This window comes from Geothrix paludis (assembly GCF_022808815.1).
GTDB lineage: Bacteria > Acidobacteriota > Holophagae > Holophagales > Holophagaceae > Geothrix > Geothrix paludis.
In genome coordinates this window covers 411,083-430,900 of sequence record NZ_JAKZLC010000002.1, presented here as the reverse complement: position 1 = coordinate 430,900, position 19,818 = coordinate 411,083, and the positions used below count along the sequence as shown (strand labels likewise).

Annotated in this window: 19 protein-coding genes; 9 read left to right on the top strand and 10 right to left on the bottom strand. The window is 61.3% G+C overall.

Features of this window, described 5'->3' with window-relative positions; all coding sequences use genetic code 11:
* The first annotated feature begins 4 nt into the window (after positions 1 to 4).
* Both MLE64_RS15950 and MLE64_RS07545 read left to right on the top strand, forming a co-directional pair.
* Positions 5 to 3,076, top strand: a complete 3,072-nt coding sequence (locus MLE64_RS15950) for a BamA/OMP85 family outer membrane protein (protein WP_243317171.1) — start codon at positions 5 to 7, stop codon at positions 3,074 to 3,076.
* Between the two features lie 281 nt (positions 3,077 to 3,357).
* Positions 3,358 to 3,582: a hypothetical protein gene (locus tag MLE64_RS07545; protein WP_243294927.1), complete on the top strand. Its 225-nt coding sequence runs from the start codon at positions 3,358 to 3,360 to the stop codon at positions 3,580 to 3,582.
* Between the two features lie 91 nt (positions 3,583 to 3,673).
* Here MLE64_RS07545 and MLE64_RS07540 read toward each other — a convergent pair whose 3' ends face one another.
* The 3 genes from MLE64_RS07540 to MLE64_RS07530 form a co-directional block, all read right to left on the bottom strand.
* The gene (locus MLE64_RS07540; RefSeq protein WP_243317170.1) at positions 3,674 to 4,018 is read right to left on the bottom strand and encodes a cupin domain-containing protein; all 345 of its coding nucleotides are present in this window, start codon (positions 4,016 to 4,018) and stop codon (positions 3,674 to 3,676) included.
* Between the two features lie 54 nt (positions 4,019 to 4,072).
* The gene (locus MLE64_RS07535) at positions 4,073 to 4,987 is read right to left on the bottom strand and encodes a sigma-70 family RNA polymerase sigma factor (protein WP_243317169.1); all 915 of its coding nucleotides are present in this window, start codon (positions 4,985 to 4,987) and stop codon (positions 4,073 to 4,075) included.
* A gap of 217 nt (positions 4,988 to 5,204) precedes the next feature.
* Positions 5,205 to 5,684, bottom strand: a complete 480-nt coding sequence (locus MLE64_RS07530; RefSeq protein WP_423748251.1) for a carboxymuconolactone decarboxylase family protein — start codon at positions 5,682 to 5,684, stop codon at positions 5,205 to 5,207.
* A gap of 865 nt (positions 5,685 to 6,549) precedes the next feature.
* Here MLE64_RS07530 and MLE64_RS07525 point away from each other — a divergent pair.
* On the top strand, positions 6,550 to 7,908 hold the full coding sequence (locus MLE64_RS07525; protein WP_243317166.1) for a tyrosine-type recombinase/integrase: 1,359 nt from the start codon (positions 6,550 to 6,552) through the stop codon (positions 7,906 to 7,908).
* A 26-nt stretch (positions 7,909 to 7,934) separates the two neighbouring features.
* On the opposite strand, the gene MLE64_RS07520 is transcribed toward MLE64_RS07525, so the two are convergent.
* Entirely contained in the window at positions 7,935 to 8,180 is a 246-nt protein-coding gene (locus tag MLE64_RS07520) for a MerR family transcriptional regulator (RefSeq protein ID WP_243317165.1), read from the bottom strand.
* Between the two features lie 716 nt (positions 8,181 to 8,896).
* Here MLE64_RS07520 and MLE64_RS07515 point away from each other — a divergent pair.
* The 3 genes from MLE64_RS07515 to MLE64_RS07505 all read left to right on the top strand — a co-directional run bounded on the left by MLE64_RS07515 (position 8,897) and on the right by MLE64_RS07505 (position 10,962).
* Positions 8,897 to 9,529: a ParA family protein gene (locus MLE64_RS07515; RefSeq protein WP_243317163.1), complete on the top strand. Its 633-nt coding sequence runs from the start codon at positions 8,897 to 8,899 to the stop codon at positions 9,527 to 9,529.
* Between the two features lie 19 nt (positions 9,530 to 9,548).
* Positions 9,549 to 9,860, top strand: a complete 312-nt coding sequence (locus MLE64_RS07510) for a hypothetical protein (RefSeq protein ID WP_243317162.1) — start codon at positions 9,549 to 9,551, stop codon at positions 9,858 to 9,860.
* A 169-nt stretch (positions 9,861 to 10,029) separates the two neighbouring features.
* Positions 10,030 to 10,962, top strand: coding sequence for a metallophosphatase domain-containing protein (locus MLE64_RS07505; RefSeq protein WP_243317161.1), 933 nt, complete (start codon positions 10,030 to 10,032; stop codon positions 10,960 to 10,962).
* A 190-nt stretch (positions 10,963 to 11,152) separates the two neighbouring features.
* Here MLE64_RS07505 and MLE64_RS16035 read toward each other — a convergent pair whose 3' ends face one another.
* Entirely contained in the window at positions 11,153 to 11,629 is a 477-nt protein-coding gene (locus MLE64_RS16035) for a helix-turn-helix domain-containing protein (RefSeq protein ID WP_423748245.1), read from the bottom strand.
* Positions 11,630 to 11,842: 213 nt separating this feature from the next.
* On the opposite strand from MLE64_RS16035, the gene MLE64_RS07500 reads away from it, so the two are divergent.
* Positions 11,843 to 13,141 (top strand): hypothetical protein, encoded by a 1,299-nt coding sequence (locus MLE64_RS07500; RefSeq protein ID WP_243317160.1) that lies wholly within the window; start codon positions 11,843 to 11,845, stop codon positions 13,139 to 13,141.
* A gap of 690 nt (positions 13,142 to 13,831) precedes the next feature.
* On the opposite strand, the gene MLE64_RS07495 is transcribed toward MLE64_RS07500, so the two are convergent.
* Entirely contained in the window at positions 13,832 to 14,137 is a 306-nt protein-coding gene (locus MLE64_RS07495) for a hypothetical protein (protein WP_243317158.1), read from the bottom strand.
* A gap of 577 nt (positions 14,138 to 14,714) precedes the next feature.
* Positions 14,715 to 15,080, bottom strand: coding sequence for an SPASM domain-containing protein (locus MLE64_RS07490; RefSeq protein WP_243317157.1), 366 nt, complete (start codon positions 15,078 to 15,080; stop codon positions 14,715 to 14,717).
* 1,335 nt (positions 15,081 to 16,415) lie between these two features.
* On the opposite strand from MLE64_RS07490, the gene MLE64_RS07485 reads away from it, so the two are divergent.
* Together MLE64_RS07485 and MLE64_RS07480 are read left to right on the top strand one after the other, a co-directional pair.
* Positions 16,416 to 17,018: a hypothetical protein gene (locus tag MLE64_RS07485; RefSeq protein ID WP_243317155.1), complete on the top strand. Its 603-nt coding sequence runs from the start codon at positions 16,416 to 16,418 to the stop codon at positions 17,016 to 17,018.
* 279 nt (positions 17,019 to 17,297) lie between these two features.
* Positions 17,298 to 17,732 (top strand): hypothetical protein, encoded by a 435-nt coding sequence (locus MLE64_RS07480; RefSeq protein WP_243317154.1) that lies wholly within the window; start codon positions 17,298 to 17,300, stop codon positions 17,730 to 17,732.
* A 94-nt stretch (positions 17,733 to 17,826) separates the two neighbouring features.
* Here the strand turns inward: MLE64_RS07480 and MLE64_RS16030 are convergent, their stop codons facing one another.
* Genes MLE64_RS16030 through MLE64_RS07470 form a run of 3 tightly spaced genes read right to left on the bottom strand, consistent with a single transcriptional unit; the run spans position 17,827 to position 19,722 of the window.
* A complete protein-coding gene (locus tag MLE64_RS16030; RefSeq protein WP_423748244.1) occupies positions 17,827 to 18,279 on the bottom strand; it encodes a ubiquitination-like system serine protease family protein in 453 nt (150 codons plus the stop codon).
* Entirely contained in the window at positions 18,276 to 19,478 is a 1,203-nt protein-coding gene (locus MLE64_RS07475) for a ThiF family adenylyltransferase (protein WP_243317153.1), read from the bottom strand. The genes MLE64_RS16030 and MLE64_RS07475 overlap by 4 nt, the downstream gene beginning before the upstream one ends.
* Positions 19,453 to 19,722, bottom strand: a complete 270-nt coding sequence (locus MLE64_RS07470; RefSeq protein ID WP_243317152.1) for a multiubiquitin domain-containing protein — start codon at positions 19,720 to 19,722, stop codon at positions 19,453 to 19,455. Before MLE64_RS07470 ends, MLE64_RS07475 begins: the two co-directional genes overlap by 26 nt.
* Positions 19,723 to 19,818: the final 96 nt, after the last annotated feature.

Genomic DNA, 19,818 nt, shown 5'->3' with positions numbered 1-19,818 from the left:
GGCGGTGCGCCTCCGCGCCGCCCTCGGCTGTAGCCTCCTGGCCCTGGTTTCCGCCGCGGGCCAGGAGGCTGCGTCGTCCCACCCGGTGACGGCGATCCGGGTGGTGGGGGGCGATGGGGATGACCAGCGCTTCGCCTTGGCCGCCCTCGGCCTGAAGGTGGGGCAAGCCGTGGATGCGGCAGCCTTCCAGCAGGCCCTGGCCGCCGTGCGCCTGGTGGACCGCTATCGCACGGTGGAAGGGACCTTCGGTGGGAGCGGCGAGATCCTCCTGCGTCTGGACCCGTTGCTGCCCATGGAGACCTGGCGCTGGGAGGGGGATCCTCTGCCCGCCGATCTGCGCAAGACCCTCCTGCCGGAAGTGCGGAAGGGTCAGCGGCTGGGGCCCCAGCGCCTGGCGCTGCTGGAACGCAGCGCCGAGCAGCGCCTGAGGGAGGCCGGGTACCGCCAGGCCGATGTGAAGGCCGTGGTGGACGAGGGGGGCCGGCAGCTTCACCTGATCCTCAGCCTCGGGGCCCCGCGGCTCATCCAGGAGGTGCGCCTGGAGGGCGATCCAGCGCCGTATACCCGGGAATACCTGCTGAAAGTCGCGGGCATCACGCCCGGCCGCACGCACTGGACCCCGATCGTCCAGCGGGAGGCCCAACGACGCCTGCGCCAGCGGCTGGTGAAGGACCGCCGCATGGAGGGCTCCATCCGCCTCGCCCCTGCTGACGGAGAGGGCGGCGTCCTCGTGCTCGAGGTCAAGCCGGGGCCGAAGGTCACCCTGAAGGCCAAGGGCATGGACCTGCTCGGCCCGGTGCTCTGGGGGCGCCCCCGGCTGCTGGAGTTCGTGCCCCTGGCCCGGGCCGAGCGCTACTCGCCGAGCGTGCTGGACGAGGGCGACGGGCGGATCGCCGCCTACTACCGGGACCAGGGCTATCCCGAGGTCAAGGTGTCCCACGAGCGCGTCGTGACGGCGGGCACCGCCGAGCGGCCCGAGGCCGTGAACATCACCTACACCGTCGAGACCGGTCCCCGGCGCGTCCTGGGCACCGTGCGCTTCGAGGGGAACCGGGAGCTGTCCGACGCGGAACTGTCGCGGGCCGTGAGCCTGCCCAAGCGGTTCCTCCTCCTGCCACCACACGCGAAATCCGAGGCCATGAAGGCCCTGGAGGACCGCCTCACGGCCCACTACCTCCAGCGCGGATTCCCCGAGGTGCAGGTCCGCCGCCGCGTCGAAGTCGGGAAGGGGGGCGCGGTGGATGTGCGCCTCGTCATCCGTGAAGGGTCGCGGCGGTTCCTCGACGCCCTCGTGCTGGAGCTCCCGTCCGATCCCGCCTTTCCCAGGGAGCGCCTGGCCCGGAGCCTGCTGCTCGCGCTGGCGGACCATCCGGTGTCCGTACGGGGCACCTCACGCTACCGGTCGGACCGGAGACACCTCCAGGGATTCGAGGGCACCCTCGAGACCACGCCCGAGGGCGCGCGCCTGATCTTCAAGCCCTCGCTGCCCCTGGTGCGCAACGACTTGGCCCTGGTGGTCTCCGACCTCCGCCAGCGGCTCTCCTCGGTGGGATCGGCCAATCCGCAGGTCAAGATCTCCTTCGAGGACGATGAGATCCATCCCGTGGTGCGCATCCAGGTGCCCGCCCAGCCGCTCGATCATACGCGCCGCCTGGTCGTGCAGGGCAGCGACCGGACCCGCGCCGAGGCGGTGCTGCGCGAATCGGGCCTTGCCCCGGGCATTCCCCTGAATCCGGCCAAGCTGGACGAGGGCCAGGTCCAGCTCGGCGGCCTCGGGGCCTTCCAGCGGGTGGACCTGCTCACCCTGAAGGACCTTCCGGGCCAGGAAAACCAGCCCTGGGAGCGCGGGGACCTGGCCCTGCGCCTCCAGGAGCGTAGCCCCTGGGTGTTCACCGAGTCCTTCGGCTACGACAAGACCCAGGGCTACCACTTCGGCCTGAATGCCCAGCGCCTCAACGTGGGCGGCATGGGCCGGACCCTGGACTTCGGCCTGCGGGCCGGGGATCAGACCCTGGACAGCCCCTTCCTGCGGAAGGCCTTCCCGACGGGCGAGATCAAGCGCTCCGTCGACAGCTACAGCATCGGCTACACCGACCCCTGGTTCCTCCCCGGCTCGCTGGACACGCTGCTGGCGCCCCGCACGCGCTTCCGGGTGGAGGGCGCCTACATCGAGGAGGCCCAGGCCGCCTTCTTCGCCCGCCGGCGGCGCTTCACGCCCAGCTTGGAGTGGAAGATCAGCCCCGTGCAATCCGTGCAGCTCGGCTACCGCTTCGAGCGCGTGGAGGTGGCCTCCAACACCGACAGCAACGGCGTCCCCCTGCTCGCGGACCAGGATCTCTTCCTCCTCGCGCGCACGCCGGCCCGGAGCATCATCTCGGCCCCCTACCTGCAGGTGATCGTGGACCGCCGGGACAAGCCCTTCGATCCCACTCAGGGGACCTTCTTCTTCGGCCGGCTGGAGCTGGCGAACCAGGTTTTCGGCACTTCGATCAACAGCAGCTTCGTGAAGCTGGACCTGCGTCAGCAATGGAACTGGCCCATGGGCTTCCATGCGGAGAACGGCGTGGTCATGGCCAGCGTCCGGCTGGGCCTGGCCCGCCCCACCGCGCAATCGGCCAAGGATCTGCCGCTGTCCGAGCGGTTCTTCGGCGGGGGATCCTTCACGGTGCGGGGTGTGGAGCCGGACATGCTGGGCGACGTCCGGCGCACGGATTCCCTGGGCAACCTGCTGCCCCAGCCCATTCCGCTCGGCGGTCAGGGGCTGGCGGTCGTGAACCTCGAGTACCGCTTCCCGCTGCTCGGCATGCAGAGCGTCTGGGCCGAGATCTTCCTCGACAGCGGCCAGGTCTACCGGAGCCTCACCGCCGAGACCGATCCCGTCACCCTCCAGCGGGTTCCACCCTCCTTCCCGCCTCTCCGCACCACCCTCGGGGTGGGCCTGATCCTGAAGCTGGGCATCCCCCTCAAGCTCGAATACGCCGCCGACTGGAAGCGCATCATGGGCCGTCCGCGTACCCAGGACGAACGCGACACCCAGCTCAAGAGCCTGCTGATCTCGGCTGGATTCCAGTTCTGAGCGGTTCTCGACCCCCCGCCACCTGAAGCGAGGGCGGACAGTTCCACGGCGTGGTTCCGATCGGAAGGGGCGGGCGTCTACCGCTGGGCACCCGAAAACGACCGTTCGCCTGTTTTTTCTTCTTGGACCCTAGTCGGGGCCCATATTGGCGATCTTCGTTCCCGGTGCCTCCAGGGTCATTCGCTTGGACCTGGATGAGCCCCGTCTCCAATCACCGCTGTCGCGAATGGGATGCGGCCATGGCGGCGTCCCCACAGGCAACCCGGTTTCCGGAGGACCCCATGTTGTCCAAAGCCGCCCTGGATTTCCTGCTCCGCCTGACGGACTGGTTCCATGGCCACTGGGAGGATCCCGAGTGGGGGAAGCGCCCCACCACCCAGATCCTCATCGCGCTGGCGCTCCGCGACCTGGCCACCGGCCTCCATGACGCGGAGTCCCGCGGCCAGATCCAGGCCGCCGCCGACAAGGTCATCGCGAAGAACGGCCAGGCCATGACCCGGGCCTGATCTCTCCAAGTGGCCGCGGCGCTTCACTGGGCGGCCTGTGGCCGCCCAGTGAAGATGGGTGCGATCGGAGATCCATGCAGACCGAGGGAACTCAGGCCAAATCGGTGCGATCCCCGCGGGTCGTCGGATGGGAGATGACGAGGAACTCGACGGGATCGCCGAAGGGATTCTTGAACTGATGGGGCATGCCACGCGGGATGTGGATGCCCTCGCCCGTCGAGAGCGGGTGGTCCACCCCGTTCAATTCCATGACCGCTCGGCCAGCGAGGATGAAGAAGAACTGCTTTGCGGTGGAATGGAGATGCCGCTTCTCGGCCTTTCCCGGCGGGACCCTCTCCTGGATGACGTGGAGATCGTCGCCCTGGAGAAGGTGCCAACCATCGCAGTGGTCGCCCCACACGTAGTGATCAGCATTCTGGATCGAGACCGGGTGCATGGAGGGCTCCAACGGGAGATGGCATGAAGGAAGCAGCTCTGCCTGGAATCGGCTTCAGGATTCGGGGGCCTCCCAGGAGATCCGTGTGAGCTTCTGGGGAGCAAGGACGGATCGGACCCAGGAGATGCGCCCTTCTTCGTCCACCTCGACCAGCAGGACCCAGCGGGGGGCTCGCAGTCCCGTTTCCGGGACGTCCCTCTCTCCCACCTGGGCGGGCCATCCGTTGATCTCGCGGAGATCCAGCCGAATGGAGGGATCCTGCTGTGCGATGCGCAGGAAGAACTGGGCAATGGCGCGCGCTCCCAGAATGGGGACTTCGGCCGAGGCATAGACTCCACCCCCATCCCCGCAGGCCTTGGCATCCGGGGTGAACAGAGATTCCAGGGTCTCCAGATCCTGAGCGGCCAGGGCCTCCTGGAACCGCCGGAGGGCCCGACCCGTGAGCTCCCGTTTCCGGGGCGTCGGGTAGCTCGGCCGCTTGAGCACTTTCCGGGCCCGGTGCAGGGTCACCTTCACGTTGGACTCTGAGATGCCCAGGAGCCGGGCGGTTTCATCGACGGAATGATCGAACACCTCCCGGAGGAGAAACACCGCCCGCTGCTGGGGACTGAGGTCCTCCAGGGCCACCAGGAAGGAATAGGATCCGGTCTCCAGCAGGTCGAAGCGCTCCTGAGGCGCCTCGATCACGCAGTCCGAGGCGTCCCATTCGACGGGCCCCGGGAGCCACACCCCCGGGTAGGGTCGCGATTTCCGTCGCCGGAGCAGATCCTTGGACAGATTGACGGCAATGGTCACCAGCCAGGGGCGGAGCGAAGATTCCTGGTCCGCGGGGGGACGCTTGAGCGCACGAAGGAAGGTCTCCTGGAGGACATCATCGGCATCGGCGGGAGATCCCGTCATGCGGTAGCTGAGCCCCCACAGCAGTTTCCGGTGGGCTTCGAAGGCTTCGGCCAGGGCGGTTGAATCCATGGTCCCCTCGGCATGGAAGGGAAAGGATCGCACGCGCCGACGCCGGAGCCACTCTGTCCCATGGGCTTGGGTCTGCGATCTGTCTTGCATCATGGTTTCCCGCTCTTTGCCCCCTCCTGGGCCACGGGCTCAGGAGGGGGCATCCCCAAGATCAACGGACCAGGCCATCCGGCTGTCGCATCGCAGATGAGCCTACGATCAGCCAGGGGAACCCGGCCTAGTCGCCCGCAAGCAGCGTCGCCGCCGACCGGGCGACATAGCCTCCGGCCGGAGTCCGGAAACCGATGTTCAGCCGGTTCCAGCCATTGATGGAGATGATGGCCAGGGTCAGGTCGACCAGTTGGGTCTCGCTGAAGTGGCTCCGGACCCGCTCGAAAGCCTCATCTGGCACCCCCCCTTCCGGGAGGCGCGTGAGGACTTCCGCCCAGGCCAGCCCCGCCCTTTCCCGTTCGGAATACAGGTCTGCCTCCCGCCAGCCGCTCAGAAGGTAGAGCCGCTGTTCGGTCTCGCCCGAAGCCCTCAGCTCCTTGGTGTGCATGTCGAGGCAGAAGGCGCAGCCGTTGATCTGGGAGACCCTGAGTTTGACGAGCTCGACCAGCGAAGGCTCCAGCCCCGATTTGCTCACGTGCTTTTCCAGGCCCAGCATCGCCTTGAAGGCGCCCGATGAAGCCTTGGTGTAATCCAGTCGAGGTTGCATTGCTTCTCCTTGCTTGCTGGCATCCATGGCAAAAAGCCGTGAAGGATGCGTGTTGTGGGTTTGGCAGGCCGTTCAGGGCTTCGCCCCGTCCTTGGGATCGGGACCCCGTTCGGCTTGCCCCTTCAACAGACGACACGCATCCGGGCGCCGAAGGGTTACAGGTGCGGGTGGTTTCCGGGAAGCAACAGCCCGACCTGGGAGGTCCGGGCTTGTCTGGGCTGGTTGGCGCGGGCGGTCTCGACCATCCGACCGAAGCGGAGCGGAGGGAGGATAGGACGGAATCCGCGGAGCGGATTGCCGCCCGAAGGGCGAGGGGTGGAGCCCCGAGTCAGCCGGCACGCCGGAGGTTCTCGGCGGTCCGGGATCGCCTGATTGGTAATGCAAAAAAAGGCTGGAAATGCGGTCTTTGGCTAGTTGGCGGGGGTGGTCTCGAACCGGCGCGCGGCTGGCCCCGCGGCCAAGCGGCTCCGGCGCGCCACTGGCGCGTCTCCACCGGGCCCCACCATCCGACCGCAGCGGAGCGGAGGGAGGATAGGACCGCATCGCCATAGGCGATGGCGGCCCCGGAGGGGTGAGGGCCGGAGGCCCGAATCAGCCTGCCCGCCGGACTTTCTCGGCGGTCCGAGACCGCCCGATTGGAGATACAGAAAAGGCCGCTTGTCAGCGGCCTTCACTGGTTGGCGCGGGCGGTCTCGAACCGCCGACCCCTACCGTGTCAAGGTAGTGTACATGGCAATTCCGGACCAGGACGGATGATTTGAGTGATTCTAAGGCTATTGAAATCAATTTTGTATCCGTCTTGGTCCGCCTGGCTGGTATCTTGTCTTGCAGGGAGTTTTGCTGACCGTTTGCTGACGGAGGATCGATGGCCAGGACCAAGCGGTCTGCTGCGCTGGGAACCAGAAACAGCCGGCTTGCCCTGGAGATGCAGCGCGATCACACGGAAACCCTCAGCGCCGGTAGGTATTTGATCTACCGTCGGCCAGGGAATGGGGCGAACGGATCCTGGGTCGCCCGGCTCTATGATCCGAAGACTCGGAAGATGAGCCGGGAACCCTTGGGGCATGCCGACGACTTCCTGGAATCAGATGGGATCAAGGTTTTGGATTACAAGCAGGCCTGTACTAAGGCCGGATTTTGGTTCAAGGAGCGGGAGCGGAGGGCGCTTCTTGCCGAAGGCGGGGATATCCCTCACGACGGCCCCTACACGGTCGTCGATGCGATGCGAGACTACTTGGTTTACCTGCGAAAGAAGGGGTCGCGAAGCCTCTCCATCATCGAGACGACGATCAATGCCCACATTCTTCCTGTTTTGGGGGCCACTCCGGTCGAAGGACTGACCAAGAAGCGAATAGATGAATGGAGAGTTGGACTGGCCGAAACTGGGCGTCGGAAAACTGGCAGGGTTCGGGAAGAGCCTGAGCACCTACCTGCGCCGACGACACCAGAGGAGATGAGGAAGCGCAGGGATACGTCCAATCGGATCCTGACGAACCTGAAGGCGGCGCTCAACTTGGCGCACCAGGATGGGAAGGTACAGGGCGCGGCACCTTGGCGAGACGTGAAGCCCTTCAAGAATGTGGGCAACTCTCGGGTCAGGTTCTTGCAGGGGGAAGAGCCTCGTCTGCTGGTGGAGGCCTGCGAAGGCGATTTCAAATCCTTGGTGATTGGTGGGTTGGCTTCAGGTGCTCGTTACGGGGAGTTGGGCCGATGCCGAGTCAAGGACTTCTCGGCCAAGCCCAAGACGCTCTTTATCGAGTTCGGAAAAAACGGGAAGAGCCGGTACATCCACCTGGATGATGAGGCTGTTGCCTGGTTCGCCTCCTTCACAAAGGGGCGTGATTCTGAAGAGACCCTGTTTCGACATACGGGCGTGGATCGGGTGAAGCGAAAGGTCTCGGATGACTGGATGCCATATGACCAGGTTCATCTGATGAAGAAGGCCTGGAAGAAGGCAGGCATCACCAAGGTGACATTTCACGAGCTGCGCCATACCTACGCATCCAATCTCATCCTTCAGGGGATGCAACTCCTCTATGTGGCGGCCCAACTCGGGCACTCCGACACCCGAATGGTCGAGAAGTACTACGGGCACTTGGTTCCTTCTGCCGTTGCGATGGCAGTGAAGAAACACGGGCCTAAGCTGGGCATCTTTGAAGGAAGTAAGGAGAATCCTCTCGATGAAAAGGTGCGTGTTGCGAAGAAGTCTTCCCGAGTGAAATGAATGCTCTGTAATTGGTCCGTCATTGGTCAGGCCACATTGTCCTTCAAATACCGTTCCAGCTCGAAGATCGGCACCACGCGTTTTTTCCGCCCGGCTGGGACGGTTCGAATCTTACCTGCCTTGATCAATTCATAGATGGCGGACCGACCCACTGAAATCCGCCGTCCCGCCTCTTCGATGTCGACCGCCAGAACGGAGGGGTCATGACTGTCGACGGAGGTCGATTGGACCAGGACCTGCTGGGGGATCATTTTCAGCTTCTTGGGATGCATGTTCAGGCCCTTCTGGTTGCCGTTCTAGACCTCCTGAACATAAGGACCTGCCTGAGGCTGCGGTAGGGTGCGGCCTTCTGAGGTGGTAATTGGATTGCACGCTACTTCTTCGGAACTTAGGCGTGGTGGGCCTTTGAGGCCCCTGAGTCCGTCATCCATCGCCCCCCGCTTTGGGTGAGGGGGCGACGGATGACGGACTCAGGAGCAGTTGGAAGGGGGGATGGCGTGGACTGGTGGTCCTGGCTTCCTCTCAATGAAACGACAGAGGGCTCTGAATTCTGGATCTTGGAGCAGCTGGGGACGGGGCTCCGCCCCGCAGAGAACTGAAAAGGCCCCGGGAAGCATTCCGGGTGAGGGGGGAGAAGGGATCGAGAAAATAATTTCGAGCTTCTTGACTTTTGAAGTTAAAAACTTATACTGAATCATGGAAAGTTGAAACCCACTCTTCGGCTCCTCCAGCGAGTCACGGTTTAGCTCGCATCTCTCTTGGTGGCCCTCAATGAACTGGTCAGGTCCAATTCAGCTTCCAAGGACGAACCTCCTGCGAATTCAGGAGCATTGCTGGCAGATCATCCGATCAATTGAGCTCAGGCTGTCCACCGGAGCGGCCTGACTGACTCGAAAGAAGAGGTGGGGCTTCGGGATGCTGTTCTCTCCCTTTTTGAGTTGGGTTTGAAAATTTTAACTTTTTAACTTTATAATTTGGAGGCCTTCAGATGATCCTCGCGTTCTGGTCCGACAAGGGTGGCACCGGCAAATCCACATTGGCCACGACCACGGCGAAGGCCCTCGGCCTTCCGATCGTGGACCTGGATCCTCAGGGCGATGCCGCACGGTGGTGCAAGCGGGCAGGACACGCCTGCACCACCCTCTCCAATGAGTCCTGGGAAACGGTCAAGGACATCCTCAGTCGCTTGGCGACCGAAGCGGCGGATGTGGTGGTGGACTGCCCCCCTGGGCACGATCCGCGCAGTCTTTCGGGTGCGGCCTTGGCCAGATTGGCTGTCCTCGTGGCCGGGGATGGGGACTCGGACCTGGTGGCTCTCGGCAGAGGACTGGAATACCTCAAGCGCCTGAAGGGAGCCGGGAATCCGGGCCTCGCCGTGGCCGTGGCTTTGAACAAGGTGAACCCCCACACCATCCTTGGGCGACAGGCTGTCGAAGGGTTGCGGAGGGCCGCCGGCGAGAAGGGTTACCGATTTCTCGGTGCGGTGGGGAATCGGGTTTCCATTCGCCAGTCCTTCGGCCTAGGCGTCTCGGCCATCGCGACAGGTGGGGCCGGGGCTCACGAAATGCGGGGCGTGGTGGGGGCCATTCGGGATATTCTAAGTTCAGAAGTTCAGCAGTGAATAACCCACGGACCTCACAGTGACCAAGCGCAAGCCGACTCGGCCGGATTCGAAGCAGATCTTCGGGGCCCTGGAGCAGGGTGCCGCCGAGGTGGTCAGCCAGCAGACGCCTCGGACATCCGTGAGACCCTCACGGACCCAGAAGAGCAGCGGGCCCGAGGGAAGGCCACGGATCTTCGAAGGGGATACCGAGCGGGTTCAGATTCGATTGCCGAAGCGTCAGTTCCTGGCCCTCAAGGCCGCGCGAGCGGAGATGATGCTCACGGAAAGCCAGATTCTCTCGGAGGCCTTGGATCTCTGGCTCAAGACTCACGAGACGAAAACTCGTTAGGCATTCCACCGAGCTACATAGATCCTCGCAGTCCGGGCAAGACCCATGACTGGATACCCCATGGCAACTTCGCCGCTGGATCATGGGGCAGGGGGCCCATCTTGGCGGCGAAGCAGCACCAGATCCGTCGGCGGCCAAACCACCACTCCTTCGATTCCATGAGGCATTCATGAGGTTCATCTGCATTTCTGATACGCACATGTCTCACCGGGGTTTCAGCCTGCCGCATGGAGACGTGTTGATCCATGCCGGGGATGCCACGAGCACGGGCACACCGGATGAAGTCGACCGGTTCCTGCGCTGGTTTGCAGCCCAGGCCCATCCGCACAAGATCCTCATCGCCGGGAACCACGACTGGATCTACCAGAAGGATCCGGAGAGGGCAACCGGCCTCCTGGCGAAGTACCCCGAGATCACCTACCTCCAGGACTCTGGGGTGACGATCGATGGGGTGAGGTTCTGGGGATCCCCCTGGCAGCCGTGGTTCATGGATTGGGCCTTTAACCTGCCTCGGAATGGCGAAAAACTCATGGAAACCTGGGGGCTGATCCCGGAAGGGACCGATGTCCTCATCACTCACGGGCCACCTCACGGAGTTCTGGACCAGGTTCACGGAGGGGAACACCTCGGTTGTGAGCAGCTAAAGCTCCGCCTCGGGGTCGTGCGGCCGAAGGTTCACATCTTCGGCCACATCCATGACGGGTACGGCGTGGCCCAATCAGAAGCCACCACCTACATCAATGCCTGCACCTGCACCGAGCAATACCAAGCCCTGAACCGTCCCATCGTCTTCGACTTCAATGAAGGCCAGGTCGCGGTGCAGGGAGTCGAGGCGAACCCAAGAAAGGAGTGGCTGGAGAACCTGAGAGGCCTGGCGGAGGCAACTGGAGAGGGGCTCAAGCAAACCATGGAAGTACAGCTTTCTGAGGTCCACGTTCAGGCTTTGAGCGAAATGGCGAAGCATCGGGGCATGACCTTGGAAGCCCTGCTTGAGCACTATGCCTTGCGCGGGCTCCATGCCGATGTGGCCAAGTATTCCCGGGTAGAAGGCAAATCCAGGAACCGAAGCATCCCATTCAAGGTGATTGAAGATGAAGGTTGAGCAGTTATCTGTCCACGAGCTGATCGCTCAGCTTCTCACCACAGGCTATGGCGGTGTGTTGGTGAAGCGGGCTTGTCTTGTCCGGCTCCTTCAGGATGAAACTCTCGGCCAGAGTGCCTTGAGCCTCATGAAGGGCCCCCCCGATCAGCCGCCCTCTCATCCGACCAACGCGCGGGATGCATGATCCGCATCAGTTTCGGGGGCCGACCACAATCCAGATGGATCGTCCTTCCGCGAGTGCCTGTTTCAGAGCCCCCAACGCTTGGCGAGAACTCAGGGGACCAGCGGACTCAGCAGAATCCATGGGGAGCAACATGGCGGGAATGTCCGGATCAAGGTCTGGCACCAGAACCGGGGTTCCAGGTCGATCTGTGCCCCCTGGGCCCGGAGAGAAGCGGAGCGGGACTTCCGGGACACCGAAAGCCTTTCCTTCCAGCAAGGCGGAGGTTGGCATACGGAGGAACCTGCACAGGGCCATCATGCTGGCCTGGCTCGGGAGCTGGAGGTCTCTCTCCCAGGCCGAATAGGTTCGCTGGTTGGTCCCAAGAGTGGTTGCCATGTCAGTTTGGGACCAATTCCAGGCCAGTCGAATCTTCCGAAGCCGCTCGCCGAGCGTTCGAGGAACCGCTGGGATGCGCGTTTTTCCGTAGGCACCGACCGGGCTCATGCGAAAATACCCGAATCAGTTAATTGCAAACACCCACCCCCTACGCCCACGGATCCAGGGCGAGAAAGGTGGCTGAAAGCCATGGCCTCAGCTTATCCCAGGCGGAGAAGTGGTGGCGGGCTCAAGATTTTCAACAATAACCCGTTTCAAGTAATGTCGGACAAGTCCATCCAGACCCCGCCATGACCTTGCATCTTCAGATCAGGAGCATCCATGAATCGAATGACGCTGGTTCTTTTCCTAGCCCTCTCGGGCATTCAACTGTGGGCAGGTGCGCAGAAGAAGCCTTCGCCTGCGAAAGCCGCCTCGGCCGCGAAAGTCGATGTGAACGACAAGTTGGGTCTGCCGAAGTCTCTCGTCGGCGCCGTGGTTTCCAAGAAGACGAATCAATTTCTGTTCGGGTTTCGGGGGAGGTGGACGAAGGCGCCTCAGGTTACAGGTAGCGGTTCGGCCACCTACTCTCAGTTCGCCACCCAATTCGTGAACTTCATGTCAGACGACGAGCAGACCGTGTTCCGGCTGAGCATCAATGCAGGCATGAAGCAGGGGAAGGGAGTGTTCCGGGTGTTCCTCTGGCCGGAAGAGGGGTTCACGGTTCTCCCTTCTCCCCAGGAGGACGAAGGAACCCTCACTGAGAAGGATGGGGTCTTCACCCTGGAAGGGGACAAGTATCTGGTCATTTTCAAGGGCAAGGCTCCTGACGCTGGCTGGGAGCCGAATGTCATCAAGGCCTATCGTCTCGAAGGGACTGATTTCACCCCCGAACGGCAGCCGCTTCCCGGCAAGCCTCATGGCACGGGCATGTGGCCCACCCAATTTGTCCCGGCCTGGATGGCTGCCAGTGGCGTGGATGTCTCCGATGGCCTGGTCGGAAAGAGGGTACTGAAATTCTTCGGAGGTCAGACCCTGGCGATCACGCCTTACGCCGTGGTGGACGGCAAGCGGGTCATGGGTGCCTCGCTCTACCTTGTCGATTCGAAGTGGGCCAAGCGAAGCAATGAGGAGGCCCTCGGCATCTTCGGTCGGGGGTTGACCTTCTTCTCTGGCGGGCAGAGCTACCTCGGTCAGTTCGTGCTGTCCGCCCTTCGAGGCACCGAATTCGAATTGAAGACCACGGGAAATGGCACCGGCAATGGCGAGCAGAGTTCCGTTGTCACCATTTCCGGCCAGCTGGTCCCCGTGGCGATCGGCGAAGCCGACACCAAGGAATACCTCGATCGTGCCAAGCAGAACGGCTGGGTGGTCGGGGCGGGGCCATGGTCCTTGGAGAAGCTGCTCCTGAAGGCCTATGCGGGGTGTCAGATGGTGGCGCCTGTGCCTGCCCTATGGTTCGTGTCAGACAGCACTCCGGGTATCCAGCACGATCAGCAAACCAAGCAGGTCTACGCCGAGCGCATCGAGGCATGGAAGGCCGCCATCGAGTCGGTGGGGGGATCGATGACGGTCCCAGAAACTACGGGGCAGATGGTCACAACCAAGCCTGCGCCACTTGGATACATTAAGCGCCCCTAGGAGGCTCCAGAGCATGGGTGGATGCAAACCGTGAAATCAGGCGCCACCCTTGCTCAGCCTCCAGTAATGGCAGGGATCCGGCTGCTTTTGAAGCCAGTGATCCCACCTCGATGTGTCTGGTGGCCAGGTTGGGTGCTTTAGCCAGGTGCAGTCGAGAGGTGTCCTGGGAATGAGCACCCACCCATCGTGCATAGGGTTGGCTTCAAGTATTCGGCTTCCTGCTGGAGTAGATCGACCGAGAAAGACTTGTGATGGGTCAAAGGCATAGCGCCACTTTCGGATTTCCTCGGCAAAGAGAAGCCCGAGCCATACTCGGGCAGCAAACGGTGCCTTCAGGGCTTCCATAGGGAGAGTCGGACGATCGAGCATGCTGAGTGCTTCTTGTGATGGCCATGCCGCGCGCCGCCAACATCCGGATCGGCACACTGTGTTGAGCCAATCGGGATTCAGGAGTGGCATCAGCCACCAACCGATCACGTGAGGATCTGGTAGGCGCCGCGCATGGCCACGAAGCCCGGGGGCCGAAGGGGATATCGCGTCTGGGCCATGGAGGCCGTTGACGAGCACTCCATCCTGGGGAAGAAGTGCCCGTCCAGTTACTGCACAGACCCCCCTCTGGTTCGCAAGGGCAATTTGGATCTGCTGGAGCGAGTTCGATAAATGGCGCATGGATGTTGACCCTTGGCGGGTTCAGTAGTCTTCAGGCGCGCGGCTGACCGGTGCAGCATCCGTATTATCGAGCGGTTCGGGGTGGTGCTTCTGGACGGAGCCACAAGCGCGTGACTCCTTCAATCCGTTCTTACGCTTGCGACCAGACGCAGATGGAGATGCGCCCTCAGACTGCCTGAAGGCATACACGATCGCTTGCCGGACAACTTCCTGGATGTCGACGTTCGCCCTCTGGGCCGCTTCTCCCAGGCGCTTGTGCAGTGAATCCGGGACGACGACTCGAATGGTGGTGGTTGCTTCCCGCTCGCGGGATTCGACGATGAACATGGTGTGACCTCCTGGCCTATCAGCATGCGTGTGCCGGTGTTCGGATCAAGATCTGGCGCTTCTGAGGTGGTATCTCGCCTCTCGGGCCGAATGTCTGCTGCACCGATGGCATGGAGAGGATGTCGTCGATGGTTGGTCTGTTATGGCCCACGCAAGGAAGGGCGCTGAGATGGGGTCCATCTTCTGAAGATGCCAAGAACGACGTAGCTGGTGTCATCTCCTCCTGCCACGGCGTGCCAACGGCACATGCCGTCATGTCGCTCGCAAAACTGACACCGCGGCATCGCGTAAATACCACCTCATAAAACACCCATCTTGAAGAGCGACCTTTAGGGCATTAGGTTCTTCAGCACAAAGGCGGCGAAGCACTGCTGCCCACATTCCGGGGCCCACCTCCGCTCCGCTTCGGCTCCCCGGAAAGTGGTCCATCACGGTGATTGAGCCACATGCTACCGAGATCGGTATGCCCCCAAGGTTCACGATCAAACATCAACCTATCACCACTGCGAAGGCACAGCAGCATGGCGGGATTGTCGGCTACCTCGGGAATGGCGGATATCTACTGAGAGAAAGGATTCTAGATGATCCAAATCTCTTTCAAGGCCGTTCCGAACCCTACTTGAGTGCTCCAAGGGTGGTGGATGCATGGGTGGACCTTCCCATTGGAGGTCGCGTCGGGCATGCCTGGGAAGTTTGGGGAATCGATGTGGTCACGGATGAGCATCGTCAACGCCTGGCGGATGGAAATCATCCGGTGACGGGTGAAAAGGTGGTTCGACGAAGTCGGGGCAAGGCCGATTACACCCTCGTCCATGAATTGGACTTCACCCTCCCTAAAGAACTGAGCCTCTTCGTTGGAAGGCCAGAGCTTGTCGAGGGGATCGAGATCGGAATGAAGCGTGTGTTCGGGGATATAGAGAGTCGGGCCCTCGCCGCTGGGCATCGGAACCCCGTCCGGGTAGCAGGACTTGCTGGGGAGTGGCGGTTTCATCCGGTGGGACGTGGAGCAGATGGAGCCCGTCCAGACCGTGGACTAGCTGGTGTGCCCCACGCGCACATCCACGGTCCGATCTATTCGGTGGCGCCGCTTGAATCCCCTCAGACTCACGTTGTAGGGCGAAAAAGTAAGCGCCACCCTGAACGGGAACGAAGGACCAAGACCGTGAGCCATGGGCGATTCGACGCTCGTAGGGCGTTTGCGAATCGAGAAGATGCGCCGCGTCTCGAGGCGCTGTTCGCCCAAACCGTGATTGACCATCTCCGAGAGCATGGATGGATCCTTCGACCCCCAGCAGTTGGATTGTGTCCAGGCGTCGGGTTAGTGGGATGGGAAATCATCACTCCTGATGGGCGGCGACCAACGCAGGAGATGGTGCTCGAAGCCTCGCCACGAAGACGCCAGATCGAGGCCGATCGACATCGGCCAAAGTCACCTTCGCTCATCAAATCCACCAAGAAGAAGATCGCCTGGGCCCTTCGAAATCTTGAGTTCCAAATCTCTTCAGGACATAGCGTTTCACCACTGATCGGGGTCGGCCACTTGAGCGATCACATGCGTTTCCTTATGAAGGAGGGTTTACATGAGCGACGACTACACCGAGAACGGGCGCGCACCTTGGCCCGAACCGGGCGACTCCGGTCTATCCCTGAGCCAACCCAGCCCGACCTCGAACGACCCGATCACTCGGGAGGGGATCGCGAGGCATTTGTCCCAGCCATCGGGAAACTCGAAAAGCCCATGGCAGGGAGAGTTGTTGGCTGGTCAGGCAAATTACCTGGGCCTCCCGGCTTGGATTCTTCCATACGAGGAGGACCTGAGGCGCTGGGAGGAACGAACAACGGAACTGCTGAAATCGGGCCTTCAATGCCCATTGAACTCCCAGTCAGTCTGGGTGGTTCCGGCATCAACCCCCGACAATCCGAATCACTCCGCCCGCCCGGTCCTTCTGGCTTGCGATGCGAACCTGGAAGTCGTGGACGGCATGCGGATCACGTGCATCGATCCCCAGGAGGGCAGAATCCTTGGGACAGTGGCAGTGCTTGGAGCGACGGTCATGTTGAGCCCAAGCCAGGCAATGGCCCTGGTTCCAGGAGCCTGGGCGGAAGGGGCTGCCTCAGTCGGGAGAATCTCAAAACCACCCCATTTGGAGTCCTGGCTGGACTGAAATTGCATGATTGGCTGGATGACCCGGCCCAACAGGCCAGGTTCTTGGACTACATTCGCCTCGATGCCGAGGTGCTCCCCGAAAATGCCTCGCGAAGGAAGTGGACACCTAGCATGCTTGAGGCCGCCGTGAAGAGCCCGTACGCAATGGGGCTTTCCCTGGTGCTTCATGAGTATCTGAATAGGTATGGTGAGCTGGACTCTTTGGGCGATGTAAAGTCCCGGGGGATGGTCCGACTCATTTCTTGGTTAGTCGCTTCGGAGAGCGGGCTTTCACTTCGGATCTGGCCGAAAATGCGCCGATTGGCGCATTTGGAGTTGAAAGGAACAGATCCGGATCATCCGGCCGTGGGAGATCTCTGTTATGCCCCGAGTAATGGACTGTGGCTGCCATTCCAGGAGGCCTCACAGGCTGCAGTGACCAGCCTGAAGAAGAGAACGATTCAAAAGGGCATGACCAAACCTGGGGCAGTACAAAAACAACTGGCTCCAGATGAAACCGGACCCATATCAATCGCCGGTTCCGACTCCCTGCTCATTTCCATCGGGGATGAGCTGATGGATTTCCTTCCCGGTCTGGTCCCTGCCGTGGAGTCCTTGGAGGAGTTCGAGCCACCCATTCGAGAGGCGACCTGGCGGAAGCCACCCAACTCAGATCCGAGTGGTCTCACACCCCAGCCCATCTATCCAAGCACAAGAAAACCGGGCTTCAAATGAGCACGGGTGACTGGAGGCTATCCAAGGCGATCACCAAAGAACTGCACTTACGCTCCGTAGAATGATGAGACAGTCCTCTGCGATTGGCAGGGCAACATGCTGCATGCGCATAGCCCACATCAGTTGAGCCATCCATTTGGGTCGGTATGGTTTCCCCCTCCTTGGCCTTACGCATAATCTGACGACCTACAATGAAACTGTTCATTTCCCCTTCTTTCAGGTTGATCAAGCATTCGATAAATATTGATTTTCAGGCGCATGCCGCCTCCTGGAGACCCCATGAAGAAACCCGGCTTCCCGAGACATACCCCGGATCCCGAACCACCGAAACGCCAGCCCATTCCCGGACCTGACCTTCGTGAGCGTGCCCACACGTCTCGCAGCTCCTCCGAGCTTCGGGCAGCGGCCCCATCTCCGGCGGTAGATGGCCCCGAAGAATGGCTAGCCGACCTCGACGCCGAGATCCGGCGCCTGGAGGCTAAGGAGGAGGAAACCTTCCTGCTCGGCCGCCTGAGGCGCTTGGCCTCGCGCTTGGCGAAGGAGGTCGAGGCACTGGCCATCCTGGTGCACTTGGAGGACGAACTGGAGGCCCTATGGGCGAAGCTTGGGTCCACTCCCTTGGATCAGCAGAAGTCGATCCGGGCTGAGATCGAGATGATCAAAGACCTTCGAGATCGTTGCGAAACCTATCTGAAATCTATTCGAAACTCGTGAGTGGTGGCTCTGGACGATTGGTGATGCGCCATGTTCAGGAATTCTACGGCCCCAGCATGCTGGGGCCGTAGACTGATGTCTTTAGAGCGTAGCGTCATTGCCCCAAGAAGAATGCTCGCAGGAGGCGCATGAAGGCAGAGGGCTTTCTTTCCATCTCCCCCCGGGCCTTCGAGCCAGGGGGGGCCTCCTCCTTCATACGATTGACCTCCTTTATGTAGGCGGCCTTGTCCCTCCGGTCCCTCCGCCGAACTCGTTCCACCTCTGATCTGGTCATGGATTTTAACCAAACAACCTGGTTTCGCCGAATGAAGTAATGGGATCGGCATGGGAACCCCCAGTTTCCGATTGAGGGGTGGAGGGTCACATTGTCACCCTCCCGTCGCAAGGACCAGTCGGCGGGACCGAGCGGAGTGATGACCTCCTGGCCACAACCGCAGCAGCAGTTGTGGGCGACGGTGCGGTACTGTTCGCAGATGTATAGAACGCCATCTTCCAGCCGCTCTGGGATGACCTTAACGAATTCCGGCCTGACCGCCTGTTGCTTCATTCCTCCGGCGCTCCAGTCATTTCGGCCCTCGTCAGGGACTGCGAGTTGATCGAGTAGGTCATGTGATGCACCTGGAGTGGGTCCTGGTAGAAACCGCAGATTTGCTTCCACCTAATGACTGCCAAGGCCGCGTTGAGGGCATTCATATCCGCGACCTGGATATTCTTCCGGTAGAGGTCGTCCGCCCTGTCGTCATGCATGTCCACGTTCTTTGCGAAATGATCGTGCTTAGTCGTGGTGCTCAGGGTGACCCGGCATGTGCCGAAAAGGGCTGTCTCTTCTGGGACCATCTGTAGATCCATGCCAACATCAATGAACGGAATTTCGTGCTCGTGCAGGAAGTCGCTGATCAGTCTTCGCACTGGCCCCTTATCCACACAGATGAAGACGAAGTCGAAACCGACTATGGCCTCGATGTTGTCGTCCGTCAGGTAATCGGCGTGCGGCACTATCCCCCGGCGCATCGCATCGTAGACCTGGGCGTAGTAATCAACTTTTGGCAGCTTCTGCCCGAGGATCGCCTCTGAGGCCGCCCCAGGAGCCCGGAAGGCGTTGTGCTGAAGAAAGGCATCGCCATCGAACAGGTGGATTTCCTGGACCGGAGTCTTGGCAGTGAAGTCCAACAGGTAGGATCCAGTACCGCCCAGGCCGACAATTGCGATTTTCTTCATGGCCAGCTTGGCCGAGACTGCGAGGATGTCAGCGCGGCTGGAGGCAGAATCGTGGTACCTGAACACCGAGTCCTCTTGAACCGGCGGAACTACTTTGAAGGTGCATGGTTTGATATTGGGGTCAATCGCGCGGGCTTCGTTCGAGATGATCGTGATGTAGCTAACCATCTTCGAGTAGTAATCCGGGAAGTTGCCAGTGGGGGGCTTATTGGAGAATCTGTGCTGGACTTGGAATCCCTCCCATAGGGCCTGTGCAGCAGAAGAATGTCGAATCCCCTCTATGGGAGTTCCATCCTGTCGGCAGGGGAATTCTCCGCAGAACCACACCTGATGATCTCGGGGAGGGAGCAGCTCCCCGAGATTCTCGGTGAGGTCGGTAATGACTTTCCCATAAGCCACTGTGCGCTGAGCCGTGACGTAGGGGACGGAATGGACGACCAAGTACCCGTTCCCGGGGAGGTCAATCTCGTAGCCGTCATCGAGCAGGCGCTTGAGGTCGGGATTAAGAACGGTTGGTTTTGGTGACATTGAAAATCATCCCATCCTTCACCGGCACGTCCTGGCCATCGACCAACGTCCCATCCTTCCCGTGAGGGTTCGCGTAGGCCACGGTATAGACCATGTTCGGATCGGGCTGGTCGCCCGGAAATGCCAGGTCGACGACCTGCTGGTAGGTCAGTTTATGGTCGGTCACCTCGCGGGGACGGCCATTGACGATGATCTTGAAGGTATTGCTGTGACCAGAAATCTGGTCGGAATGCTCGTCGGACACGGAATTCTCCATGAAAAAGGGTGGAGTGGGAGCCAATGTGACTGCCATCAACTATGTATGCGGAGCTGCCGAGAAATCCGGACGGCCCCTAACCTG